The sequence below is a fragment of the Ruegeria sp. AG7 genome, from assembly GCF_056541545.1.
Genome location: NZ_JBQFYP010000001.1, coordinates 199,422 through 219,841, shown reverse-complemented (window position 1 = coordinate 219,841; position 20,420 = coordinate 199,422). Strand labels below are relative to the sequence as shown.

Annotated in this window: 17 protein-coding genes; 10 read left to right on the top strand and 7 right to left on the bottom strand. The window is 57.1% G+C overall.

Going from position 1 to position 20,420, the window contains the following annotated elements:
• The first annotated feature begins 492 nt into the window (after nt 1-492).
• The 6 genes from rpsA to ACR0BF_RS01085 all read left to right on the top strand — a co-directional run bounded on the left by rpsA (nt 493) and on the right by ACR0BF_RS01085 (nt 7,432).
• A complete protein-coding gene (gene rpsA / locus ACR0BF_RS01110) occupies nt 493-2,169 on the top strand; it encodes a 30S ribosomal protein S1 (RefSeq protein ID WP_480473784.1) in 1,677 nt (558 codons plus the stop codon).
• Nucleotides 2,170-2,439: 270 nt separating this feature from the next.
• Nucleotides 2,440-2,724: an integration host factor subunit beta gene (ihfB, locus tag ACR0BF_RS01105; RefSeq protein ID WP_050603110.1), complete on the top strand. Its 285-nt coding sequence runs from the start codon at nt 2,440-2,442 to the stop codon at nt 2,722-2,724.
• Between the two features lie 7 nt (nt 2,725-2,731).
• Nucleotides 2,732-3,082, top strand: coding sequence for a LapA family protein (locus tag ACR0BF_RS01100; RefSeq protein WP_267365457.1), 351 nt, complete (start codon nt 2,732-2,734; stop codon nt 3,080-3,082).
• A 5-nt stretch (nt 3,083-3,087) separates the two neighbouring features.
• The gene (locus ACR0BF_RS01095; protein ID WP_480473783.1) at nt 3,088-3,732 is read left to right on the top strand and encodes a phosphoribosylanthranilate isomerase; all 645 of its coding nucleotides are present in this window, start codon (nt 3,088-3,090) and stop codon (nt 3,730-3,732) included.
• 98 nt (nt 3,733-3,830) lie between these two features.
• Nucleotides 3,831-5,078, top strand: coding sequence for a tryptophan synthase subunit beta (gene trpB / locus ACR0BF_RS01090; protein ID WP_480624105.1), 1,248 nt, complete (start codon nt 3,831-3,833; stop codon nt 5,076-5,078).
• 698 nt (nt 5,079-5,776) lie between these two features.
• Complete coding sequence (locus tag ACR0BF_RS01085) at nt 5,777-7,432, top strand: Ig-like domain-containing protein (RefSeq protein WP_480624104.1); 1,656 nt, start codon at nt 5,777-5,779, stop codon at nt 7,430-7,432.
• A gap of 28 nt (nt 7,433-7,460) precedes the next feature.
• Here ACR0BF_RS01085 and ACR0BF_RS01080 read toward each other — a convergent pair whose 3' ends face one another.
• The 7 genes from ACR0BF_RS01080 to ACR0BF_RS01050 all read right to left on the bottom strand — a co-directional run bounded on the left by ACR0BF_RS01080 (nt 7,461) and on the right by ACR0BF_RS01050 (nt 13,479).
• Entirely contained in the window at nt 7,461-7,835 is a 375-nt protein-coding gene (locus ACR0BF_RS01080; RefSeq protein ID WP_480494843.1) for a DUF2237 family protein, read from the bottom strand.
• A gap of 9 nt (nt 7,836-7,844) precedes the next feature.
• The gene (locus ACR0BF_RS01075) at nt 7,845-9,008 is read right to left on the bottom strand and encodes a serine hydrolase domain-containing protein (RefSeq protein ID WP_480624103.1); all 1,164 of its coding nucleotides are present in this window, start codon (nt 9,006-9,008) and stop codon (nt 7,845-7,847) included.
• 83 nt (nt 9,009-9,091) lie between these two features.
• Nucleotides 9,092-9,772: an aminoacyl-tRNA hydrolase gene (gene pth, locus ACR0BF_RS01070; protein ID WP_480518747.1), complete on the bottom strand. Its 681-nt coding sequence runs from the start codon at nt 9,770-9,772 to the stop codon at nt 9,092-9,094.
• Nucleotides 9,773-9,914: 142 nt separating this feature from the next.
• On the bottom strand, nt 9,915-10,562 hold the full coding sequence (locus ACR0BF_RS01065) for a 50S ribosomal protein L25/general stress protein Ctc (protein WP_480473778.1): 648 nt from the start codon (nt 10,560-10,562) through the stop codon (nt 9,915-9,917).
• Between the two features lie 247 nt (nt 10,563-10,809).
• On the bottom strand, nt 10,810-11,976 hold the full coding sequence (locus ACR0BF_RS01060) for an alpha-hydroxy acid oxidase (RefSeq protein ID WP_480518750.1): 1,167 nt from the start codon (nt 11,974-11,976) through the stop codon (nt 10,810-10,812).
• A gap of 143 nt (nt 11,977-12,119) precedes the next feature.
• Nucleotides 12,120-12,911, bottom strand: coding sequence for a tryptophan synthase subunit alpha (trpA, locus tag ACR0BF_RS01055; protein WP_480605066.1), 792 nt, complete (start codon nt 12,909-12,911; stop codon nt 12,120-12,122).
• 79 nt (nt 12,912-12,990) lie between these two features.
• Entirely contained in the window at nt 12,991-13,479 is a 489-nt protein-coding gene (locus ACR0BF_RS01050) for an acyloxyacyl hydrolase (protein ID WP_480518754.1), read from the bottom strand.
• Between the two features lie 200 nt (nt 13,480-13,679).
• Here ACR0BF_RS01050 and ychF point away from each other — a divergent pair, with 200 nt between their 5' ends.
• The 4 genes from ychF (at nt 13,680) to fdhF (ending at nt 20,310) form a co-directional block, all read left to right on the top strand.
• Entirely contained in the window at nt 13,680-14,777 is a 1,098-nt protein-coding gene (ychF, locus tag ACR0BF_RS01045) for a redox-regulated ATPase YchF (protein WP_480624102.1), read from the top strand.
• A 65-nt stretch (nt 14,778-14,842) separates the two neighbouring features.
• The gene (locus ACR0BF_RS01040; RefSeq protein WP_480476813.1) at nt 14,843-15,724 is read left to right on the top strand and encodes a LysR family transcriptional regulator; all 882 of its coding nucleotides are present in this window, start codon (nt 14,843-14,845) and stop codon (nt 15,722-15,724) included.
• A gap of 85 nt (nt 15,725-15,809) precedes the next feature.
• Entirely contained in the window at nt 15,810-17,513 is a 1,704-nt protein-coding gene (locus ACR0BF_RS01035; RefSeq protein ID WP_480624101.1) for an NAD(P)H-dependent oxidoreductase subunit E, read from the top strand.
• Between the two features lie 13 nt (nt 17,514-17,526).
• Nucleotides 17,527-20,310, top strand: coding sequence for a formate dehydrogenase subunit alpha (fdhF, locus tag ACR0BF_RS01030; protein WP_480624100.1), 2,784 nt, complete (start codon nt 17,527-17,529; stop codon nt 20,308-20,310).
• The last annotated feature ends 110 nt before the right edge of the window (nt 20,311-20,420 follow it).

The following is a 20,420-nucleotide window of genomic DNA, read 5'->3' as shown; positions in this document are numbered from 1 at the left end:
CGTTCACTCTCCAATTCTCCACCATCCATCCTGTGACGCAGGAAGCCGGGCGCCGCGTGACGCGCGAAAAGTTGAGACATATCACCTTTGCGTTGCATGCTGAGGCTTAGCCGCGTGGTTCGGTTCCCGGTACCAAGATTCCTTCGGGCAAGAACCTGCCGCGGACCATGCAGACTTTTTCAGTCAGAACCTGCTATCATTCAGGTTGCCATCTTGCATTGGGGATCAGCGCTAGGCAGGAGTTCCTGCGCGCGCTGCCGCGCACCATAGGCTTTGCACTTGCACCGGTTCAAGATTCAGCCTATACGCGCGCTGTCGATACAAGGGCGGTCAACGTCCGGATGACGTTTCTGAGCAGGGCCGGGTTAACTCGGCCCTTTGTGTTTGTTTGCTCGGGGCGCACCGGATCACGCCTGAAGACGTCATGAAACAAGACCGGCGGAGACAACCGCTCGGCCAGCAAAAACGTACTGTAAAGGAAATGAACGCCACATGGCTAACACATCCATGGAGGAATTCGAAGCCCTCCTGAACGAAAGCTTCGAAATGGACACGCCCGAAGAGGGTTCTGTTGTCAAAGGCAAGATCCTGGCGATTGAAGCCGGTCAAGCCATCATCGACGTCGGCTATAAAATGGAAGGCCGCGTTGATCTGAAAGAATTCGCAAATCCCGGCGAAGCCCCTGAAATCGCTGTCGGCGACGAGGTCGAAGTTTACCTGCGTGCCGCAGAAAACGCCCGTGGCGAAGCCGTCATCTCGCGCGAGATGGCCCGCCGCGAAGAGGCATGGGATCGTCTGGAAAAAGCATATGCCGACGACCAGCGTGTCGATGGTGCAATCTTTGGCCGCGTCAAAGGTGGCTTCACCGTCGATCTGGGTGGCGCAGTTGCATTCCTGCCTGGTTCGCAGGTTGACGTACGCCCCGTACGCGACGCAGGCCCGCTGATGGGTCTGAAGCAGCCGTTCCAGATTCTGAAAATGGACCGCCGCCGTGGCAACATCGTTGTGTCGCGTCGCGCAATCCTGGAAGAATCGCGTGCCGAACAGCGCGCCGAAGTCATCGGCAACCTGACCGAAGGTCAGAACGTCGAGGGCGTGGTCAAGAACATCACCGAATATGGTGCATTTGTTGACCTGGGCGGCGTTGATGGCCTGCTGCACGTCACTGACATGGCATGGCGCCGTGTAAACCACCCGTCTGAGATCCTGACGATCGGCGAAACCATCAAGGTTCAGGTCATCAAGATCAACAAAGACACTCACCGCATCAGCCTGGGCATGAAGCAGCTTCAGGAAGATCCGTGGGATCTGGTTGCCGCCAAGTACCCGCTGGGCTCGGTCCATCAGGGTCGCGTCACCAACATCACCGACTACGGCGCATTCGTCGAACTGGAAGCCGGTGTCGAAGGTCTGGTGCACGTGTCCGAGATGTCCTGGACCAAGAAAAACGTCCACCCCGGCAAGATCGTCTCGACCAGCCAGGAAGTCGACGTCATGGTTCTGGAAATCGACGGCGCCAAGCGCCGCGTGTCTCTAGGCCTGAAACAGACTCAGCGCAACCCATGGGAAGTGTTTGCAGAAACACACCCCGAGGGCACCGAGGTCGAAGGCGAAGTCAAGAACATCACCGAATTTGGTTTGTTCATTGGCCTCGAGGGCGACATCGACGGCATGGTTCACCTGTCGGACCTGTCCTGGGACGAACGTGGCGAGGATGCAATCCAGAACTACCGCAAAGGCGACATGGTTTCGGCCGTTGTCTCGGAAGTGGATGTCGAAAAAGAACGTATCTCGCTGTCGATCAAAGCTCTGGGTGGTGACAAGTTCGCAGAAGCCGTTGGCGGCGTGAAGCGTGGCTCGGTCATCACTGTCGAAGTGACCGCAATCGAAGATGGCGGCATCGAGGTCGAGTACGAAGGCATGAAGTCGTTCATCCGCCGTTCCGATCTGTCGCGTGACCGTTCCGAACAGCGCCCCGAGCGTTTTTCGGTCGGTGACAAGGTTGATGTCCGCGTAACCAACGTTGACAGCAAGACCCGCCGTCTGGGCCTGTCGATCAAGGCACGCGAGATCGCAGAAGAGAAAGAAGCCGTGGAACAGTACGGTTCTTCCGACTCGGGCGCGTCGCTGGGCGACATTCTGGGTGCAGCGCTGAAGTCGGGCGACTAAGCCCGGGGCGCATCCCAAGTATGATTTACGGCCTCGCATGGAAGTGCGGGGCCGTTTTTGTTGCGAATCAACATGTTCCAAACACACTGCTAAAACTCGATAATGTTCGCGCTTGAAGTGTGTAAATCGGCCCGTCGGGCAAAATTTCGCGTGAGAATATGGCAAAATAAGGCCTCAACACGCAGAGTATCCGTTCCCCCGTTCTGGGTTTTTTCCTATACTGTCAAAACAGTAGACCTGTCACACCGGCTGCCTGGGAGGGTATCTCGAATGATCCGTTCAGAACTGATTCAGAAAATCGCTGACGAAAACCCGCATCTCTATCAGCGTGATGTCGAGCGGATTGTGAACACCGTGTTCGAAGAAGTCACCGATGCCATGGCGCGCGGCGACCGGGTCGAACTGCGTGGCTTTGGCGCGTTTTCGGTGAAAAAGCGGGATGCCCGCGTAGGGCGCAACCCCCGTACCGGTGAAACCGTTCAGGTCGAGGAAAAATGTGTACCATTTTTCAAAACTGGCAAGTTGCTCAGGGATCGTTTGAACGGTAAAGCCTGACCTCATGATGCGTTACCTTCGATATGCTTTTCTTGGGACTCTCGGGATCGTTCTGATTTCCGTGTCCTTGGCGAATGTTCAGTCTGTTGAACTGAAACTGATGCCCGATGCTCTGGCCGAGCTTCTGGGCTTTAACGTCAGTACCTCTTTACCGCTTTTTCTGGTCGTTCTCGGTGGCGTTGTCGCCGGTTTGATCATCGGTTTCATGTGGGAATGGCTGCGGGAACATAAACACCGCCGCGATGCGACCGTGAAAAAAGGCGAGGTCCGCAAGCTTGAACGCGAAGTCAAGAAGCTCAAGAAAAAGCAGAACGAGGGTAAGGATGATGTTCTGGCCCTACTCGACGAGGCCAGCTGAGGCTTATGTCTACCGATGTATCCGTTAAAATCTGCGGTTTGACCGCATCAGAACATGTGCGTGCTGCGGTTGAAGCCGGCGCACGCTATGTCGGGTTCAACTTTTTTCCCAAATCGCCCCGTTACGCACCAATACCGCAAGCCGCGGCCTTGGCCGCCGAAGTACCAGTCGGCGTTGCCAAGGTCGCTCTGGCCGTGAATTTCTCGGACGCGCAGCTTGATGAGATTGTCGCTGGGGTTCCGCTGGATATGTTGCAGCTTCACGGCGGAGAGTGCCCCGAGCGTGTGGCAGAGGTCAAGCAGCGCTATGGCCTGCCCGTCATCAAGGCGATCGGTGTGGCGGAGGCCGAGGACTTGGCAGCGATTGATCTGTATTCCGAAGTTGCAGACCAGCTTCTGATCGATGCAAAGCCGCCGAAGAATTCGGAACTTCCCGGCGGCAACGGTCTTCCTTTTGACTGGCGGCTGCTGGCAGGTCGCAAATACTGGCGCAGGCCGTGGATGTTGTCCGGTGGTCTCAACCCGGACAATGTCGCTGAGGCGATCCGCATGACTGGTGCGCGGCAAGTCGATGTGGCGTCAGGTGTTGAAAGCGCGCCGGGCGTAAAGGACGCTGGACTGATACAGGCATTTATCGACGCGACGCGCTGATTTTGTTTGCCTCTGCAAGGGGGCAATATGGTGCGTTTTGCCATGGCAAATCCCGCGACGACCACCTATGACAGTCAGGTACGACGAGGGAGACACCCATGGCCAACGATCTTTTCAATTCCTTCATGTCCGGCCCTGACGAGCAAGGGCGCTTTGGCATATTCGGCGGGCGTTTTGTCAGCGAAACGCTGATGCCGCTGATCCTGTCGCTGGAAGAGGAATACAACAAAGCCAAGGATGATCCGACCTTCTGGGCCGAGATGGATGATCTGTGGGCCAACTATGTGGGCCGTCCCTCGCCCCTGTATTACGCGGAACGCCTGACCGAGCATCTGGGCGGGGCGAAGATCTATCTGAAACGTGATGAGCTGAACCACACCGGCGCACACAAGATCAACAACGTGCTGGGCCAGATCATTCTGGCGCGACGCATGGGCAAGACCCGGATCATTGCCGAGACCGGGGCAGGGCAGCACGGTGTCGCGACAGCCACGGTCTGTGCGAAATTTGGTCTGAAATGCATCGTTTATATGGGTGCCCATGACGTGCAACGTCAGGCCCCGAACGTGTTTCGTATGCGCTTGCTGGGGGCCGAGGTGATCCCGGTCACTTCGGGTCGTGGTACGCTGAAGGACGCGATGAATGACGCGCTGCGCGACTGGGTGACCAATGTGCGCGATACGTTCTACTGCATCGGAACAGTGGCCGGTCCGCACCCATACCCGGCGATGGTGCGTGATTTCCAGTCGATCATTGGCAAGGAAGCCAAAGAGCAGATGATGAAGGCCGAAGGCCGTCTTCCCGATACGATCATTGCGGCTATCGGTGGCGGCTCGAATGCGATGGGCCTGTTCTATCCTTTCCTTGATGACAAGGCCGTCAACATCATCGGTGTTGAGGCTGGCGGTAAAGGTGTGAACGAAAAGATGGAGCATTGTGCCTCGCTGACAGGCGGTCGCCCGGGCGTGCTGCATGGCAACCGAACCTATCTGTTGCAGGATGATGACGGGCAGATTCTGGAAGGCTATTCGATCTCGGCCGGTCTGGACTATCCGGGTATCGGCCCCGAGCATTCCTGGTTGCATGAGGTCGGTCGCGCGACTTACGTCTCGATTACCGACACGGAAGCGCTTGAGGCATTCCAGCTGTGCTGTGCCACCGAGGGAATAATTCCAGCTCTGGAACCCAGCCACGCCCTGGCGCATGTCATGAAGATCGCGCCCGAGTTGCCCAAGGACCACCTGATCTGCATGAATATGTGCGGACGCGGTGACAAGGATGTTCAGACCGTCGCAAAATATCTGAACTTCGATATGTCAGACACCGAAGGCCGCACTGCAGGGTGATTTCAACCAGGACCGCACCGGGGCCACATGCCCCGGTTGACAATCTTGATCGAACAAGTAGCGGGGAAAACCCGTCGGTCCACCCGTGATTGTAATGCCCCTTTGAAATGGCTTTCGAATCTGATTGCTGTTTTTCCGGGCGCAGCCGGATGTTGTTCCTGCCCTGGCGCGGCATCCGGTTTTGTCACGCGTGCTCGCCCTCGCAAGCGATCCTTTTGGACCCGATGGAGCCCGTGCAAAGAATCGTCCACAAGCGATATCGCCCTGTTCAACTTGTGCCAGAAGGTTTCCAAATGGTGGTCAGTGTAGCAACTGGAGCCACACTGTTGCAAAAATGCTGAACTGACAGCGATTATGTCCCTTCTGTTTTTGCAGGCGAATTTCCAGCGCTGCCTGTCTCACGGTTCTTTCTCCACGCGACGACACAGTAAAAATTGGGTGTTTCAAGCTGTCTGAGAGTTGGTTCAGGTCAAAACCCGGTTGTTCCAACAACACTGTGTGGTCCGCACGCCCTAGTTGAATCCCGCAGCGTTCTATACAGCGTCTTCCAATTGAATTAACTTCTCATTAACCGGCGATTTGCCGCCGGTTCTGGGGATGTCTCTGCGAAGACGGGGCAAGGATGACGCTGCTTGGGATGTGATTTTGACCCCGGGCACTCTGGTGTTTGGCACCCACGCGGTGCTGTAGGAGGTAATATGGTTTGGTCCGCAATCACGAGGCTGTCATGTCTCTGTCTTCTGGTTTCCGCGCTTTTGATGGGAAGCGTCAAAGAGGGTCTGGCATTTGGCAACCCGTCCTTTCCGTCCCAGACAGTCGCAACACCTAACGGCGGGCAGATTTTCTTTTCCAATCTCCAAGGCACTGCAACAGCGTTTATGTCTTTGGGCGTTTCGGGAGAAGGCCCCGGAGGATCGTTCTATTTCAACAATGGTGTTTTGACTCAACCTTCGATAACGCCGGCAGGATTGGCCAATCTGGGGTATATTGGCGCGACGATACTCAGCCAGAACGGAGCGGACTCCACTTACGCCACTGATGGCTATCTTGGGGTCATGTTCACCGCGCGCGAAACCGTCGGAGGGCCGCTTTACCTTTATGAAATCGCGCTGTCCGGCGTCACGAATACCCAGATTATCAACACGCGGACTTTGGCCGACACGACGCAGCCGACGGCCTCAATCGGTGCACTGACAACAATCGGCAACGGTACGTTCCAAGCGGTGATCACACTTAGTGAACCCAGCACAGATTTCACAGTGGGTGACTTGTCGGTTACCAATGCTTCAGCCACCCTGACAGGGTCCGGAACCAATTATGTCGCAACGTTGACTGCGCAAAATAACGGTACAATTGAGCTGTTTATTCCCGCTGGCGTTTTTTCTGATGCCGCCGGGAACCTGAATCTTGCATCCAACAGGGTCAGCACACAACAGGGCGTAACGGATACACAGCGACTGGTGCAGGCCTTTCAGAACGCCCGGGCCAACAGCCTTGTGACCAATCAGCCAGAGCTGACGCAGTTTCTTCAGCAATCGGGATCAGGTGCGTTGGACTCATCAGTGACGCAGGGATCGGGGTATCTGAAATTTGCAAGTGATCCAACTCAACCGGTCTGGTTCAATCTGTCCGGCAACTGGAGCTCGCAAAACGATTACGACAGTTCTTATGCCTTGGCCGTGGTGGGGGCGCATGGCTGGGTGAACTCGAACCTTCTGATCGGCGCCATGTTGCAGATCGACTATGCCGAAACCGAAAACGGCCCGGCCAGCGTGGATGGCACAGGGTGGCTGGTCGGGCCTTATGTCGTCGCAAAACTACCTAGCCAGCCGGTGTTTTTCGAGGGGCGCGTTCTGTACGGTCAGGCCGATAACGATATTTCCCCGCTGGGCACCTATACCGACAGTTTCGATAGCGAGCGCTGGCTGATCCAGTCGCGCGTAACCGGAGAGATGAAGCGCGGGAACCTGACGCTTATGCCGCTGCTGGACATCAGCTATGCCAGCGACAATCAGGAGACTTATACTGATAGTCTGGGCAACCTGATTCCGCAGCAGGATTTCAGCCTGACCACCGCACGGTTGGGCATGGATTTCAGCCATCCAATCCAAGTGTCGCGCGGTCAGATGATGCTGACCGGTGGTCTATCTGGTATTTGGAGCACAACATCCGGCACAGGCACTGTTCCTGGCGTGACACCGATAGGGGATACGGCCCGTGCACGCGCTGATCTGGGTTTTGACTACCGACTGGAAAACGACAGCCTTCTGGCCGCAAATCTGTTCTATGATGGTATCGGTGAAAGCGGATTTGAAAACTACAGTGTCAGCCTGATCTGGCAAATGGCATTCTGAATCCGCCGTGTGCTATTTTGGGAGTCCGTCAGGTCTTCGCCTTGTTTTGGAGCAGAATGTCGAGCGGTACGATTTCAAGCGCGCGTTGATGTGTCGCCTCCAGATGAACCTGTGGCGCACATCCTTCGTCATGAGCTTGCAAAAACCGGCTTGCACATAAACACCAGCTGTCACCTGGGCGAAGGCCGGGAAAGCCGAATTCGGGCCGTGCCGTGCTCAGATCATTACCCACATATTTTGAGAACGCCAGAAATTCGGCTGTCATCACGGCGCAGACTGTGTGACTACCCTGATCCTCGGGGCAGGTGTTGCACGCGCCATCCCGGAAAAACCCTGTCAAAGGGTCGCGTGAGCAAGGGGCCAAAAAGCCACCCAGTACATTTACACTGTCTTGTTTCTGCATAATGGCATCTTACAGACTTTCCGCAATCTTGCGGAACATTTCGATGTTAAGATCATTTACGCCGGGTTCACGGAACAGCCTGTCTGCACCAGTTGTCACAATTAGAACGCCCCTGGGCTGGTTGAAATAGATGTACTGACCATAGACACCGCGGGCCAGAAACTCTCCTTCATGTGCGCCGCGGGGAATCCACCATTGATACCCGTACCCGATCTCTCCTTGTGCGGTCGGTGCGCTGGGTTGGGTGGCTTCGAAAATCCATTCGGCAGGAACCAGTTGCTTTCCGTTCGCGATGCCGTCCTGAAGGATCATTTGTCCGAACCGGGCGAAATCACGCGTGGTGAAGTTGAGGCCACCCAAAACAAAAGCGACCCCTGCACCATCAGTGATGTAGTATCCGTCCCGCTCCAGCCCCAACGGTTGAAGTATCTTTTCCGTCAGAAGGTCTGCCACGTTCCGCCCGGTCGCACCGCGTATCACCATGCCCAGAACATGGGTGTCGATCGACACGTATTGCCAGGTTTCACCCGGCGTCGCAAAGCTGTCCCGCAGCGAGGCTGCGAAATCGTCCAACTCACCACCCAGCGCAACCACACGCCCCATCCGATTGATGTCGGAATTTGGGTCGAGATAATCTTCATCAAACGTCACGCCGCTTGCCATGTTCAGCACGTTGCGGATCGATGCAGCCTCATACGCGCTGCCCTTCAGTTTGGGCGCATATTTGACAACCGGGTCATCCAACGACCCGATTGCACCCTCTTGCAGCAGGATACCGAAAAGCGCCGAAAGATAGCTTTTGGCGACCGACCAGGAAATCCTCCGGTCATCAGACCCGGTTCCAAGATAATATTCCTCGAACCTGATTTTGCCGTCCTGCATAACCAGCAACGACGTGACCGCGCGTTCATCGATCCAGCTGTCGGTTCCCTCCGGCAGCTCGAACCCTTCGCCATAAGGCAGGTCCCAGGTAGGTGCGTCGCCACGCGGCAGGTTCACGGTTAGAAAAGCTTCGTCCATGTGCGAGAAATTGTGAACGATCTTCTCTTCAGAAAATAAAGCGTTTACGGCTAAAAGGCGCTGCAACTCTTCGCGTTTCCACAGCCCGACGGCAGTGGCGGCCAGAACCAGCGCCAGCACGATGCGCAGCACCCACTTCAAGATGGATTTCATCGCATTGCCTCCCTAGTTGAGCGGTATTGGAACGCGGGAGATCACATTCCGCAACCTCTACGTAACGGAAAGAGGCCGACGTGCTACCTGAATTTGTCCAAAAGCTTCTGCATCGCCGACCGGTCATCGTCCGCGGCGTCGGGTGCGCCTGTTGAAGGTGTGTCGGTTTTTGGGGCAGCGTTCTTTGATGATCGCGGCGGGGCAGTGCGCAATGCAACCGCATTCATGAACTTGCCGCCCTCGTCCTGTGCCAGGTAGGGTGCTCCGTCCGAAACACCCCAAAGAACGTCGTCCAGCCATTCGGCTTCGGATTTTGCAAAGTCGTTCAGGACATATCCCGACACCATTTCCTTGCGGCCCGGATGCCCGATCCCAAGGCGCACGCGATCATAAGCCGCCCCGATATGCTCATGGATCGAGCGCAGACCGTTGTGCCCGGCGTGCCCGCCCCCTGCCTTGACACGCAGCTTGCCCGGAGCAAGGTCCAGCTCGTCATGGAACACAACAACGTCGGTGGAGTCGAGCTTGTAAAATCGCATCGCCTCGCCGACGGATTGACCCGAACGGTTCATGTAGGTTTGCGGTTTCAACAGCAGGACTTTCTCGGTGCCAAGTCGACCTTCCGAAATCTCGCCCTGAAACTTCGATTTCCAGGGGCCAAACCCGTGATCCTCTGCGATCCGGTCCAGGGCCATGAACCCGATATTGTGCCGGTTCCGGGCATATTTCTGGCCCGGGTTTCCCAATCCAACAAACAGCTTCATGTTTCCGTTTTGCCTCTGTAGCTCCAAAGCCATTTCATGCCCGGAAATCGTCAGGAAATCCAGTCAGGCCTGATGACTGAACCCGTAAAAAAAACGGGGCTCACCCGAGCCCCGCTTCAAAGTCGGAAACATTTTTCCAGACTTATTCTTCTTCTTTTCTGACAACTTCGACTTCATCGGCTGCAACTTCACCATCTTCATCGTCGTCGCTGGTGGACAGACCAGTCGGCGCCGAGATGTTGGCAATCACAAAGTCACGATCGATGGTCGGTTTGGTGCCCTCAGGCAGTTCAACCGACGAAATGGTCACGACGTCATTGATGTTCAGACCGGTCAGATCAACAGTGATCTTTTCAGGAATGTCACCGGCGGTGCAGATCAGTTCGACTTCCGGGCGGACAACGGTCAGAACGCCACCCTTTTTGATGCCAGGGGCCACCCCTTCATTGATGAACTCAACGGGGATGAACAACGCGATCTTGGTGGTCCGGCGCAGGCGCATCAGGTCCAGATGGGTCGGCAGGTCTTTGACGACATCACGCTGAACGTCGCGGCAGATGACGCGCACGTCATCGTGGCCTTCAACTTTCAGGTTCCACAAGGTCGACTTGAACCGGCCCGCTTTCAGGCGCTTGAACAGGACGTTGAACGGGATCTGGATTGGCAACGGATCTTTGTCACCACCAAATACGATGCCCGGAACCATGCCGTCGCGGCGTGCCTGACGAGCGGCGCCCTTGCCTGTCCCCGTCCGTTCCAGAGCTACGAGATCAGGAATCTCACCAGCCATGATATATTCTCCAATGTTAGGGCGGGCATCCTCCAAGGCTGTATACCCGCGTGAAGCCGCGTCCTTAGCTTGATTCACACGATTTGGAAAGAGGTAATCTTGCCATGCGTTCAGCTGGGTTCCACCGCCTATCCTGGAGTGTCGATCTGGTGGACGGCTGAAGAATCCCCAGCTTCATCTGGCCAAAAATATCCCGGGGGAGGCGCCCGGAACGGGCGTCGGGGGCAGAGCCCCCCTGTTTAACCGGTTACGCTTGCCAGCGGCCCCCAAAGTTTTCGGGTATCAGCAGATTGTGGCGCCCCAACGCGGCCACGTTTTTCTCACCACAAAGCGCCATTGTGGTGTCAAGCTCCCTCTGGATCAGCTCAAGCGCCGTGGTGACACCTTTCTGACCCATGGCACCCAGACCATACACAAACGCGCGGCCAACATAGGTCCCTTTTGCCCCAAGCGCCAAGGCTTTGAGCACGTCTTGCCCGGACCGGATGCCGCTGTCCAGATGCACCTCGATATCGCCACCGACCGCATCCATGATCTCGGGCAGGACACGAATTGAGCTTAGCGCGCCGTCAAGTTGACGCCCACCATGGTTTGACACGACAATCGCATCGGCACCCAGCTTGGCGGCCATCCTTGCGTCCTCCGCATCAAGGATGCCCTTGAGGATCACTTTCCCGCCCCATTGCTCCATCAGTTTTTCAACCTTGGACCAGTCCAGGCTGGGGTCGAACTGTTCTGCGGTCCAGGCCCCCAATGACGATGCGTCCGAAATACCATGCACATGCCCCACGATGTTGCCGAACTCGCGACGCTGGGCCCGCAGCATTTCAATGCCCCAGGCCCATTTGGTCATCAGGTTGGCGATGGTTTTTGCCGTCAGTTTGGGCGGGGCCGACAGACCGTTTTTCAGGTCCTTGTGCCGTTGGCCCAGAATTTGCAGGTCGAGCGTGATCACCAGTGCGGAACATCTGGCATCTTTTGCCCGCTGGATCAGGCGGTTGATGTAGTCCGTGTCTTTCATTGTATAAAGCTGGAACCAGAATGGCTTGTCGGTATACCCGGCCACATCTTCGATCGAGTTGATGGACATGGTGGACAGCGTAAAGGGTACACCAAATTCTTCGGCGGCTTTGGCGGCCTTCATCTCTCCGTCTGCATGTTGCATCCCCGTCAACCCGACCGGCGCCAGCGCAACAGGCATTGAAACGTCTTCGCCAATCATTTGCGAAGTTGTGGACCGACCGGACATGTCGACCGCAACCCTTTGGCGCAGGCGAATTTTTTCGAAGTCAGTGCTGTTGTCGCGAAAGGTCTGTTCTGTCCAGCTGCCGCTTTCGGCGTAGTCATAGAACATACGAGGCACGCGGCGTTCATATATGCGTTTGAGGTCTTCGATATTGGTGATCACAGGCATGAAAACAGGGCTCCGCTCACTTTGGTTAGTTTTTCTTACCAATTCATTCCCAAGGCTGCAATGTCTTGACGTCACAGTGAAGGAACAAAAAACCCGCCGCGGTATCCGCGACGGGTCATCATTCTGGCATGTTGGCTGCGAAATCAGGCGCTGTGCGCGCCATCCGAAAGAGATTTCACAAAGGTCAGCACTTCGGCCACAGGTTTACCTGCGCCGATCTGGCTGACGATCGCTGACCCGACCACCGCGCCGTCCGACACAGAGGCAATATTGCGCGATTTCTCAGGCGTGTTGATCCCGAACCCCACGATCACCGGCAGATCGGTCGCGGCCTTGATGCGGGCAACCTCGGGGCCAACATCGGTTGCTTCTGCCTCGGCTGCGCCAGTGATCCCGGTGATCGAGACATAATAAACAAAGCCAGAAGTGTTTTGCAGAACACGTGGCAGGCGTTTGTCATCCGTAGTCGGGGTCGCCAGGCGAATAAAATTCAGACCTGCCGCTTGCGCGGGCAGGCAGAGTTCTGCGTCCTCCTCGGGGGGAAGGTCCACCACGATCAAACCGTCAATCCCTGCCGCTTTTGCATCGGCCAGAAACGCGTCGACACCCCGGCTGTAGATCGGGTTGTAATACCCCATCAGGACAATGGGGGTTGTATCGTCCGTTTCCCGAAACGTTCGTGCCAGATCCAATGTGCGTTGCAAGGTCATGCCCCGCTCAAGCGCACGTTGGCCTGCGGCCTGAATAGTAGGGCCGTCGGCCATCGGGTCGGTAAAGGGCAGGCCCAGCTCGATAACATCCACGCCAGCACCAGGCAGGCCTTTGACCACTTCAAGCGAAGTGTCATAGTCGGGATCTCCGGCCATGACATAGGCGACAAAGGCTTTTTTGCCTTCGGTTTTCAGGGCGGCGAACTTGGCGTCGATACGGGTCATCGGATGTCCTTGCACTCGGGTTTCGACCTGATGTGCAGAAACTTTGACCGAAAATCAATCCCGCCCAGACAGGAATGGATCAGAAGCCCAGATGATAGCGTACCAGCAGGGCATTCACGCCCGGGTTCTCGTCATTTGTGCTGGCGTTGGATTTATGGGTAAGTGCGACAGATACGCTATTGCCATTGTTCAGGTTATAGCCAAGTCCCAAAAGGCTGCGAATCTGGAAATCGCCCCCCAGATCATTCAGGTCGTTGCTGGCGTTATAATACCCAGGCATCACGCTGCCTTCCACGAACCAGCGATCGCTTAGCGCATACTGCCCGATCAGGCCCGCGCCGATATGCGTGTCCCCATCCTCATCTACGGTTAGGGCCGCGCCCAAACCGGCGCGAAACCGCGTGGCCTGATGAAATGGCGTGTGGTGGTATTCGATCGAGATCAGACCCTGATCTTCAGATGTGTCTTCAGAATAGTCCGCGTATCCGGCACCAAAAACTACGGTCTGGGCCTGGGCTGACGCGCAGGCCGTTGCCGCCAGTACGGTTGCAAGAAAAAAGTGCTTCATCTGTGTCTGCCAACAAAAAGTGATCGTGCGCTAATAACTGGTATTCGTAGCCGTCGTTTTTCAATTTAGACAAGAACACGTTTTCCAAACAATTTTGTGATGTGGCGAAATTGACTCTGCCAAAGAGCCGCCAGCAATCCCTTGCGCAATCAGGCGGACCTGCATAGAAGCTGCGATCGTATTCTATGCAGGAGGCCGTGATGGGCTTTAAAATGGGAATCGTGGGTCTGCCGAATGTCGGCAAGTCGACCCTGTTCAATGCGCTGACCAAAACCGCAGCTGCGCAGGCCGCGAACTTCCCGTTCTGCACCATCGAGCCAAATGTCGGGGATGTTGCGGTTCCCGACGCCCGCCTCGACAAGCTGGCGGCGATTGCATCCTCAAAACAGATCATCCCAACGCGGATGACTTTTGTGGATATCGCGGGTCTGGTAAAAGGCGCGTCAAAGGGCGAAGGGCTGGGCAACCAGTTTCTGGCGAACATTCGCGAAACTGATGCGATTGCCCATGTGCTGCGCTGTTTCGAAGACGGCGACGTGACACATGTAGACGGGCGCGTTGATCCGGTTGCGGACGCTGACACGATCGAAACCGAACTGATGCTGGCCGATTTGGAAAGCATCGAAAAGCGTCGGGCCAATCTGGTGCGCAAGCTGAAGGGCAACGACAAAGAAGCGCAACAGCAGGATCGCCTGCTGGCCCAGGCGCAGGCCATGCTGGAAAGCGGCAAGCCCGCACGTCTGGTCGAAGTCAGCGACGAAGACGCCAAGGCGTGGAAGATGTTGCAACTTCTGACCACCAAACCGGTTCTGTACGTCTGCAACGTGTCCGAGGAAGACGCCGCAAAAGGCAACGAATACTCTACCCGCGTGGCCGATATGGCTGCCGCTCAGGGCAATGCCCATGTGATCATCAGCGCCAAGATCGAAGAAGAAATCAGCCTGCTGGATGAGGACGAAGCCCAGATGTTCCTTGAGGAAATGGGACTGGAAGAGCCCGGCCTCGACCGTCTGATCCGCGCCGGTTACGATCTGCTGAAGCTGGAAACCTATTTCACCGTCGGCCCGAAAGAGGCCCGCGCCTGGACCATCCGCACCGGCACCGCTGCACCGCAAGCAGCAGGTGTGATCCATGGCGATTTCGAAAAGGGCTTCATCCGCGCCGAGACCATCGCCTATGACGACTATGTCGCTGCCAATGGCGAACACGGCGCGAAAGAGGCGGGTAAGATGCGGGCAGAGGGTAAAGGCTATATCGTCAAGGACGGCGATGTGATGCACTTTTTGTTTAATACCTGATCAATTGGGCTGTTCCTGTCGGGTGAGCGGGGTATCCTGCCCTAACCGCAGCATTGGAGCTTTCCTTGATCGAAATCCGCGACCTGCAACTGCTCAGCGCTTTGGCGCGGCATCGGCATTTTGCCAAGGCGGCCGAGGAGTGCGGGATTTCACAGCCTGCGTTTTCTATGCGCATCCGCAATCTTGAGGATCGGTTGGGTGTCTCCATCGTCCGCCGCGCCAACCGCTTTCAAGGGCTGACCGAAGAGGGCGAGATGATCGTCCAGAGGGCGCGGCGCATTCTGGACGACACCAAGGCGCTGGAACAGCAGGTGCTTGCTGCCAAGGGCGAGATTACGGGCACACTGATCCTCGGCGTGATCCCGACCGCAATCGCCTTCACGGGGCGGTTGGTCAAAAGGCTGCGTGACGCGCATCCTCGTATCGTCACACGCATTGAAACCATGTCCGCCACCGCAATTCAACATCGGCTGGACGAAGGCAGCCTAGATGCTGGGGTAACCTATGGTGACAGTATTGGCACCGATTTCCGACAGGTTCAGCCCCTTTACGAGGAAACCTATGTATTGTTGGTGCCCACGCATTTGACGGACCAGACCGGCCCGATTCCGTGGGCGCAGGTCGCAGAATTTCCGCTCAGCCTATTGGAGCCGCAGATGCAGAACCGGCGAATTCTGGACCGGGTGTTTGCCGAACAGGGGCTGCACCCTGACATCGTGGCCGAAACCAGCGGTTTCACGGCTTCGATGGTCATGGTGCGTGAAGGGCTGGCAGCGACGGTTGTCCCTCGGGTTTTGGTGCGCGCGCTGGGCGATTTGAAGGGAACGAAAGTGTTGCCGCTGATTGAACCTGTTGTCAGCAAACCGATTTGTCTGGCAACCCTCAGCCGGGATCCCGAGCTGCCAACCGTCAAGGCTTTGCGGGATGTGGTGACCTCTTTGCGGTGATAAGGCGTCGTTATCGTGCGATTGCGAAAAGCGATTTGACGATATGTTTGCCTGATGAGAGACGGAACCTCAATCGGAGGGCATCATGGCACCATTAGATACCAAGCCATCAGGCACACCCAAGGGCGTCTGGAAGTCAGGTAAAGGCAAGGGGCGGCACACACCCAAGGGCCGTCAGTTCACGGATGAGGCGCAGGCTGAAATCACACGCCTGCTGGGTGATCGCCCGCGTCGCCGCGACCTGCTTATCGAGTTTTTGCATTTGATTCAGGACGAACACGGTCATATCAGCGCCGACCATATTGCGGCGCTTGCCGTGGAAATGCGGATCGGTCAGGCCGAGGTCTATGAGACCGCGACTTTCTATGCCCATTTCGATGTGGTGAAAGAAGGTGAGACGCCTCCTCCGGCATTGACCATCCGGGTTTGTGATTCCCTCTCCTGCGAAATGGCCGGTGCCCAGCAGTTGCAGAAGGCGCTGGAAGACGGTTTGGACCCTGCCGAAGTTCGCGTTGTTCGCGCGCCCTGCATGGGGCGTTGCGATACCGCTCCGGTATTGGAGATTGGCCACAACCACATCGACCATGCGACCCCCGAAAAGGTGCAGTCGGCGATTGCGGCAGGGGACACCCATGCGCATCTGCCCAACTATGAGACCTTCGAGGCCTATGAGGCCAACGGCGGCTACACCAAGCTGAAAGATCTGCGCGACGGCGGGAACTGGGAAGAAGTCCAGGAAACTGTTCTGGCCTCGGGCCTGCGTGGTCTGGGCGGTGCTGGCTTCCCGTCGGGCAAGAAATGGGGCTTTGTTCGCATGAACGACGGCCCGCGCTATCTGGCCGTGAACGGCGATGAGGGTGAACCCGGCACATTCAAAGACCGCTATTACCTGGAGCGCACACCGCATGTCTTCTTGGAAGGTATGCTGATCGCGGCATGGGCGGTCGAGGCCGAGACCTGCTTCATCTACATGCGCGACGAATACCCGGCAGTGCTGGAAATTCTGCGTCGTGAGATTGCGGCATTGGAAGATGCCAGTATCGTCGCAGAGGGATACATTGACCTGCGCCGGGGTGCCGGTGCCTATATCTGCGGCGAAGAATCCGCGATGATCGAATCGATTGAGGGCAAGAAGGGCCTGCCGCGCCATCGTCCGCCGTTCGTGGCGCAGGTTGGGGTCTTTAACCGTCCAACCTTGGTGCACAATGTCGAGACGCTTTATTGGGTCTCAAAAATCTGCCGCGAAGGGCCGCAGATTCTGAACTCTGTTGAAAAGAACGGCCGCAAGGGCCTGCGCAGTTATTCGGTCTCGGGGCGTGTGGCGAAGCCGGGCGTTTACCTGCTGCCCGCAGGCTCGACTATTCTTGATGTGATTGATGCCGCCGGCGGCATGGCTGATGGCCATGTGTTCAAGGCGTATCAACCGGGCGGGCCGTCGTCAGGTCTTCTCCCCTCGGGCATTGACGACGTCCCGCTCGATTTCGACACGCTTCAGCCGCTTGGCACTTTCATCGGGTCTGCCGCCGTTGTGGTTCTGTCCGATCAGGACACCGCCCGCGATGCTGCGCTGAACATGCTGCGGTTCTTCGAGGATGAAAGCTGTGGCCAGTGCACCCCCTGCCGGGCAGGCTGCGAAAAGGCGGTCAAGCTGATGCAGGCCGACAAGTGGGATACCGATCTGTTGGAAGATTTGTGCCAGGTCATGGGTGATGCCTCGATCTGCGGTCTGGGGCAGGCGGCCCCGAACCCCATCCGTCTGGTCATGAAACATTTCGCTGACGAAATCTGAGGGAGACAGAGCCATGCTTGACGCAAGCCCAACCAAGACCGTCACCTTCAACCTGAACGGCGATGACGTCACTGTGCCCGAGGGCACCACGATCTGGGAAGCGGCCAATGGCCGGGGCCTGGTGATCCCGCATCTGTGCCACAAGCCTGCACCGGGATACCGCCCCGATGGCAACTGCCGCGCCTGCATGGTCGAGGTGGAGGGCGAGCGTACTTTGGTCGCCTCGTGCATCCGCCCGGCGGCCGATGGGATGGTGGTCAAGACCGACACCGACCGCGCCGAAAAATCGCGTGCCATGGTGATGGAATTGCTCGTGGCTGACCAGCCCGAGCAGCCGCATGACGTATCCAGCCATTTCTGGGATATGGCCAAGTTGAACGATGTCAGCAACAGCCGCTTTCCTGCGAAAGAGGCCGAGAAAATCCCGCTGCTGGATGACAGCCATGTGGCGATGCGTGTCAATCTGGATGCGTGTATCAACTGCAATCTTTGTGTTCGGGCCTGCCGCGAAGTGCAGGTGAATGACGTGATTGGCATGGCCGGTCGTGGTCATACGGCGCAGGTGGTGTTTGACCAGAATGATCCGATGGGTACCTCCTCCTGTGTTGCTTGCGGTGAATGTGTTCAGGCCTGCCCCACCGGTGCACTGATGCCTGCGACCGTGCTGGACGACCAGCAGCAGGGGGACAGCAAGGATTACGATAGCGAGACCGAAAGCGTATGCCCGTTCTGCGGTGTGGGCTGCAAGGTGTCGCTGAAGGTCAAGGACGGCAAGGTGAAGTATGTCGAGGGCATCAACGGCCCCGCAAACGAAGGTCGTTTGTGCGTTAAAGGTCGCTTTGGCTTTGACTACATCCACCACCCACACCGCCTGACCAAACCGCTGATCCGGCGCGAGGATGCGCCCGCCAAGGGGCTGAACGTCGATCCGGGCGATCTGTCGACCCATTTCCGTGAAGCGACCTGGGAAGAGGCGATGGATCTGGCCGCGACCAAGCTGATGGCCCTGCGTGCCAAAGACCCACGCTCGGTTGCAGGCTTCGGTTCGGCCAAGTGTACCAACGAAGAGGCGTATCTGTTCCAGAAGTTCATCCGTCAGGGCTTCAAGCACAACAATGTCGATCACTGCACCCGTTTGTGCCACGCCTCATCCGTTGCGGCGCTGATCGAGAATGTGGGTTCGGGCGCGGTGACGGCGACCTTCAACGAGATCGAGAACGCCGATGTGGCGATCATCATCGGTTCAAATCCGATCGAGAACCACCCTGTCGCGGCGACCTATTTCAAGCAGTTCGCCAAGCGTGGCGGCAAGCTGATCGTGATGGACCCCCGCGGCGTTGGTATGCGCAAGTTCGCCGACGAAATGCTGCAGTTCCGCCCCGGCGCGGATGTCTCGATGCTGAACGCGATCATGAACGTGATCGTCGAGGAAGAGCTGTATGACAGCCAGTACATCCATCGCTGGACCGAGAACTGGGAGGCCGAGAAAGAGCACCTGCGCGCCTTCACGCCCGAAGCGATGGCACCGATCTGTGGTATTGAACCGGATCAACTGCGCCGGGTCGCCCGCACCTTTGCGCAGGCCAAAGCGGGCCTGATCTTCTGGGGCATGGGCGTCAGCCAACATATTCACGGCACCGACAACTCGCGCTGTCTGATTTCGCTGGCTCTGATGACCGGCAATGTCGGTAAACCCGGCGCAGGCCTGCACCCTTTGCGAGGGCAAAACAACGTGCAGGGCGCATCGGATGCGGGCCTGATCCCGATGTTCCTGCCGGACTATCAGTCGGTGACTGACGACGGTGTTCGGGCCAAGTTCAATGATGTCTGGCATTCGGATGACTTTTCGAACGAGAAGGGTCTGACGGTGACCGAGATTATCGATCAGGCATATGCGGGCAACATCAAGGGCATGTATATTCAGGGTGAAAACCCGGCCATGTCCGATCCGGATGTGAACCACGCCCGCGCGGCACTGGCCAAACTGGATCTGATGATCGTGCAGGACATCTTCCTGACCGAGACGGCGAACTATGCCGATATCATCCTGCCTGCCTCCGCGCTCTATGAAAAGAACGGCACGGTGTCGAACACCAACCGTCAGGTACAGCGTGTACGGCCTGCCGTTACTCCTCCGGGTGAGGCGCGCGAAGATTGGAAGATCACGGTTGAGCTGGCACAGCGCATCGGGCTGAATTGGGACTACACCGATGTGTCGCAGGTCTTTGCCGAGATGAAACTGACCATGGCGTCGCTTGACAACATCACGTGGGAGCGTCTGGAGACCGAGACGATTACCTACCCGTCACTCAGCGACACCGATCCGGGTCAGGCCATCGTGTTCGGGGATGGTTTCCCCCGTTCGGGCGGCAAGGCGAAGTTCACTCCCGCCAGCGTCATTCCGCCGGATGAGGCCCCGAACGAGGAATACCCGATGATCGCCACCACTGGCCGTCAACTGGAACATTGGCACACCGGCTCGATGACCCGCCGGTCCAATGTTCTGGACGCGGTGGAGCCGGAGGCGAACTGTTCGATGAATCCACGTACGCTCAAGCTTATGGGAATCAAGCCGGGCGATATGATCCGCCTGACCACACGTCGTGGTTCGATTGAGATCATGGTTCGCGCGGACCGGGCGATTGCCGAGGATATGGTGTTCATCCCGTTTGCCTATGTTGAGGCGGCGGCGAACATTCTGACCAACTCGGCCATCGACCCTTATGGCAAGATCCCCGAGTTCAAGTTCTCGGCCATTCGCGTCGAAAAGATCGAAAGCGCAGTTGCGGCTGAGTAAAACCAACACATATCAAGCAAAGAAGGCGGCCAGATGGGTCGCCTTTTTCTTTTCTTGACAGGCGCTTGCGCTCGACCAACCCTGTCGTAGATGTTGGTGGAGGAATTTCT

What these genes read in the sequence shown, in the direction of transcription:
- ACR0BF_RS01050 (WP_480518754.1), bottom strand. Translation starts at nt 13,479, where the DNA reads ATGAAGCACTTTTTTCTTGCAACCGTACTGGCGGCAACGGCCTGCGCG.
- pth (WP_480518747.1), bottom strand. Translation starts at nt 9,772, where the DNA reads ATGAAGCTGTTTGTTGGATTGGGAAACCCGGGCCAGAAATATGCCCGG.
- ACR0BF_RS01060 (WP_480518750.1), bottom strand. Translation starts at nt 11,976, where the DNA reads ATGCCTGTGATCACCAATATCGAAGACCTCAAACGCATATATGAACGC.
- ACR0BF_RS01075 (WP_480624103.1), bottom strand. Translation starts at nt 9,008, where the DNA reads ATGAAATCCATCTTGAAGTGGGTGCTGCGCATCGTGCTGGCGCTGGTT.
- ACR0BF_RS01100 (WP_267365457.1), top strand. Translation starts at nt 2,732, where the DNA reads ATGCGTTACCTTCGATATGCTTTTCTTGGGACTCTCGGGATCGTTCTG.
- trpA (WP_480605066.1), bottom strand. Translation starts at nt 12,911, where the DNA reads ATGACCCGTATCGACGCCAAGTTCGCCGCCCTGAAAACCGAAGGCAAA.
- ACR0BF_RS01065 (WP_480473778.1), bottom strand. Translation starts at nt 10,562, where the DNA reads ATGGCTGGTGAGATTCCTGATCTCGTAGCTCTGGAACGGACGGGGACA.
- rpsA (WP_480473784.1), top strand. Translation starts at nt 493, where the DNA reads ATGGCTAACACATCCATGGAGGAATTCGAAGCCCTCCTGAACGAAAGC.
- ACR0BF_RS01080 (WP_480494843.1), bottom strand. Translation starts at nt 7,835, where the DNA reads ATGCAGAAACAAGACAGTGTAAATGTACTGGGTGGCTTTTTGGCCCCT.
- trpB (WP_480624105.1), top strand. Translation starts at nt 3,831, where the DNA reads ATGGCCAACGATCTTTTCAATTCCTTCATGTCCGGCCCTGACGAGCAA.
- ihfB (WP_050603110.1), top strand. Translation starts at nt 2,440, where the DNA reads ATGATCCGTTCAGAACTGATTCAGAAAATCGCTGACGAAAACCCGCAT.
- ACR0BF_RS01085 (WP_480624104.1), top strand. Translation starts at nt 5,777, where the DNA reads ATGGTTTGGTCCGCAATCACGAGGCTGTCATGTCTCTGTCTTCTGGTT.
- ACR0BF_RS01035 (WP_480624101.1), top strand. Translation starts at nt 15,810, where the DNA reads ATGGCACCATTAGATACCAAGCCATCAGGCACACCCAAGGGCGTCTGG.
- ACR0BF_RS01095 (WP_480473783.1), top strand. Translation starts at nt 3,088, where the DNA reads ATGTCTACCGATGTATCCGTTAAAATCTGCGGTTTGACCGCATCAGAA.
- fdhF (WP_480624100.1), top strand. Translation starts at nt 17,527, where the DNA reads ATGCTTGACGCAAGCCCAACCAAGACCGTCACCTTCAACCTGAACGGC.
- ychF (WP_480624102.1), top strand. Translation starts at nt 13,680, where the DNA reads ATGGGCTTTAAAATGGGAATCGTGGGTCTGCCGAATGTCGGCAAGTCG.